General features: G+C 73.7%; 3 protein-coding genes. 1 reads left to right on the top strand and 2 read right to left on the bottom strand.

Features of this window, described 5'->3' with window-relative positions:
* Positions 1-131: 131 nt before the first annotated feature.
* Positions 132-860, bottom strand: a complete 729-nt coding sequence (locus tag AC07BF_RS35980) for a chitinase (RefSeq protein WP_478334488.1) — start codon at positions 858-860, stop codon at positions 132-134.
* A gap of 306 nt (positions 861-1,166) precedes the next feature.
* On the opposite strand from AC07BF_RS35980, the gene AC07BF_RS35985 reads away from it, so the two are divergent.
* The gene (locus AC07BF_RS35985; RefSeq protein ID WP_400988710.1) at positions 1,167-3,083 is read left to right on the top strand and encodes a hypothetical protein; all 1,917 of its coding nucleotides are present in this window, start codon (positions 1,167-1,169) and stop codon (positions 3,081-3,083) included.
* A gap of 49 nt (positions 3,084-3,132) precedes the next feature.
* Here AC07BF_RS35985 and AC07BF_RS35990 read toward each other — a convergent pair whose 3' ends face one another.
* Complete coding sequence (locus tag AC07BF_RS35990; RefSeq protein WP_363585381.1) at positions 3,133-3,390, bottom strand: DUF6011 domain-containing protein; 258 nt, start codon at positions 3,388-3,390, stop codon at positions 3,133-3,135.
* Between the last annotated feature and the right edge of the window lie 187 nt (positions 3,391-3,577).

Here is a 3,577-nt window from a genome sequence, read left to right on the forward strand (position 1 = left end):
GGTTCTCGTAGCTGCGCGTTGTGCTGGCGTGCGAGGAGCGGCAGGGCGCTACTCTCCTCGTCCCGGGACCCCCCCCCCCCCCCGGCCTCCGCCCCCCCCCCCCCCCCCCCCCCCCCCCAAGCCGTCGCCGGTCAGCAGGAGATGTTGCCGCCGCCGACGTCGGTGCCGAGGACGCCGACGAACTTCTTGTAGAGGTTGATGCGGTCGTTGCGCTCGTCCGGGTTCTTGCCGTTGCACTCCAGGTCGCCGTTGATGCTGCGGATGGTCTCGCCGAAGCCCTTGCCGTTGACGATGGCGTCGTGCGCGGTCATCGTCCCGGCGCCCTTCTGGGTGTTCCAGAACCAGAGGCCGGTCTTCCAGGAGACGGCCGGGTCCTTCTCGGCCAGGTAGGGGTTGTTCAGCAGGTCGATGTGCAGGGCGTCGCCCGCGGCCTTGTAGTTGAAGTTCCAGCTGATCTGGAGCGGGCCGCGCCCGTAGTAGGCGCTCTTGCCGGCGGGACAGCCGTAGGGCTGCGAGGCGTCGCAGTAGTGGCTGTAGTTGGCGGTGTTCTGCTCGACGACGTACTTCAGGCCGCCGGTCTCGTGGCTGACGTTGGCGAGGAACGCCGCGGCCTCGCGCTTGCGGGTGGCGTCGTTGCCGGTGGTGGTGAACCCGGGGTAGGCGCTGAGGGCGTCGGTCAGGCCGCGGTAGGTGTAGAAGGAGTTCCAGCTCGGGAACATCTGGTTGAACTGGGCCTCGCTGACCACGAACGAGGCGGCGGCCGCTGGTGTGGCGTGCCCGGTGAGGGCGGTGGTGCCCAGGGCGACGGTGCTCAGGACGGCGGCCGAGGCGGCCATGGACAGGGTGCGGGAGAGCTTCATCGTCACTTCTCGCTTGTCGTCGGGGTGGGGGTGCTCCGGTGGGTGCTCCAGTGAGTGCTCCGGTGGGTGCACCGGGGGGTGCTTCGGGAGCGAAGCGTCGGGAACATCGTGGTGCGCCGATTCCGGGAAAAGGCGCCGACCAGCACCCAAACCACTCGTTCGGGGTGTATCCGACCTAGAGGTGAGCGCGATTCAGGCCAATTCCAGCTCGTCCGACACGCCGGCAGATTGATCATCCGGTCATCAGATACGCGGGATAGCCTCGTCCGCGCACAAGGCAGACACCGCGAGCGGGGGGACGACCACATGGGGCACGCCGACGACGAGGGCGACGAGCGGCTGGCGGCGGAGGGCGAGGTGGCGGTGGCCCGGCTGGCCATCGACTCCGGAGACCTCCCGCACGCCGCCGACCACCTGGCCGACGCGATCCTCGCCGACCCCCAGCTGCCCGAACTGTACGAGGCGCTAGCCGAGTTGTGCGCCGCCGCCGGAGGACCGGCCGCCGCCCGCGACCTGTTCCCGCTGGACGGCCAGGTCTACCTGGGCACCGTCGCCTGCCGGGCCCACGTCGAGGCCGCCGCCGGGGACTGGGACACCGCCGTCGGCCTGCTCGCCTCCGCGATCCAGTACGAGCCCGCGAGACCCTGGGCGCACACCGCCTGGCTCGCCCGCGAGGACCTGCCCGCCCTCGTCGACCCGGACGCCGTCGCCCAGGCGGTGGCCCGGGCCGCCGGCGGACTGCCCGACCCGCTGCCCGCCGAACTCGCCGAAGCCGTCCAGCCGTTCGAGGACTTCGTCCAGTCCGTGGTGGGCCGCCACGGCGACCACGCCTTGCTGCTCGCGATGGCCTCCGGCCTCACCCGCCGCCTCGGCGCCACCGACCGCGCCGTCGAACTCGCCGAACTGGCCCACCTGCTGGCCCCCGGCTACCTGCCGTCCGTGATGCTCGGCAACGCCCTGCGCGCGCACGGCCGGCCGGAACGGGCGCTCGCCGTCTGGGAGGCCGAACTGGCCCGGGTCGAACCGGAGCGGGACAACTCCAGCAGCTACCTCGCCGTCGACGTCGCCGAGTTGTACGGCGCCCTCGGCCGCCCCGCCGACGGCCTGCCCTGGCTGGACCGCGTGCTCGCCACCGAACCCGACCACCCCAAGGCGGCCCCCGCCCGGTACGGCCTGCGGCACGCCGCCGACGGCGACCCCGCCCACCTGCTCGCCCTGGCCGACCACCACCGCGCCCACCCGGACCACGAGTACGCCCAGGACCTGCTGGAACGGCTCAGCCACCGGGAACCCTGGCTCGGCATGGTCTCCGGCGCCACCGAGGCGACCGTCAACGTGCTGCACCAGCTGCTCGCCGCCCCCGGCACCACCCGCGACAGCGAGATCGAGTGCAGCGCCTCCGCCGTGGAACCGCCCAGCTCCCTGCTGGCCGTCCGCCTCGCCCTGCCGCGCGCCACCGTCGACTACCGGTCCGTCGCCGAGCCCGACCCCCGGCTCCCGCTGGCCGAACCGGCCACCCGGATCTGGGCCTGGGACGGGACCGACCCGCGCCCGGCCGTCGCCCCGCCCGCACCGGACAGCGCCGAACTCGTCCGGGCCACCGCCGAGATCGTCTGGGCGACCGTCCCCGCCGCCTACGACCACGCCGTCCGGCTGGCCGGGCTGCCGCTCGACGACCTGCTCGGCGCGCTCGTCCACCCGCCGATGCCCCGGGAGGACGACCTCGGCCGGGCCCTGCTCGCCCACCAGCCCGAACTGTGGGTGCGGGCCGTCCAGGTCTTCGCCTGCCTCGGCATCGCCCACCACCGCACCGACCAGCCGTGGGAGGACTCCGACCGCCGCCGCGTGCTGGTCGACCTGCTGCTCGGGCCCGAGGACTGGGTGGTCGAGGCGGCCGGCTTCGCCCTCGTCGCGATCGGCTGGACGCACCCCGAGACCCGCGCCGACATCGCCGACCGGCTCCGGCAGCGGCTGCACTACAGCGCCCGGGCCCGCCGCACCCGCGTGGTGACCGTCCTGCGCTCGCTCGCCGCGCTGGCGCTCACCGCGCCCTGGCTGCCCCGGGCCGACCTCGACCTGGCCCGGCGGCTGATCGAGCGGGCCGAGGCCCAGGAGGCCAGGGAAGCCCGGGAAGCCGGGGAAGCCCAGCAGGCCGAGGTGGCGCCCCAGGAGCAACCGGAACCCCGCCCCGGCCTCCTGCGCCGCCTCTTCCGGCGCGCCTGACGGGCGCTACAGCAGAGGTCGGCGGGCGATGCCCGTCACCCGACGCCCGTCACCCGATGCCCGGCAGCGGATCCTGGTCGACGTCGAAGCGCGCGACCCGCTCCGCCGGATCGCGGCACTCCGGGCCGAGCCGCAGGATCCGCGACTCCGGGTCGTGCAGCGGGCGATGGCAGCGGCGGCAGGTGACGCGGGGCCGGATGGCCTCGGGAGTGTCGGTGCCCGGGATCGGGTCCGGGCCGCCACCGGTCGAGCCGCCGCCACTCGGGCCGTTGCTGGTCGGGCCGTTGCTGGTCGGGACGCTGGTCATGGGGAGACGGTAGCCCGGCCTCGGGGAACACCGGTACAGCGGTTGGCGCCGAGCTTGATCATGGTCGGCTAGGGACCTCTCTTTCGGATCTTGTCGAATCAGCGCGGCATCGGGCGGCCGGGAAGACCGGAGTGAGCACGCCTGAACGTCTGCGTAGAACGGGAGAGGAGCCGGCGTCGACTGGCTG

This window comes from Kitasatospora sp. NPDC043950, from assembly GCF_056435345.1.

What these genes read in the sequence shown, in the direction of transcription:
- AC07BF_RS35985 (WP_400988710.1), top strand. Translation starts at nt 1,167, where the DNA reads ATGGGGCACGCCGACGACGAGGGCGACGAGCGGCTGGCGGCGGAGGGC.
- AC07BF_RS35980 (WP_478334488.1), bottom strand. Translation starts at nt 860, where the DNA reads ATGAAGCTCTCCCGCACCCTGTCCATGGCCGCCTCGGCCGCCGTCCTG.
- AC07BF_RS35990 (WP_363585381.1), bottom strand. Translation starts at nt 3,390, where the DNA reads ATGACCAGCGTCCCGACCAGCAACGGCCCGACCAGCAACGGCCCGAGT.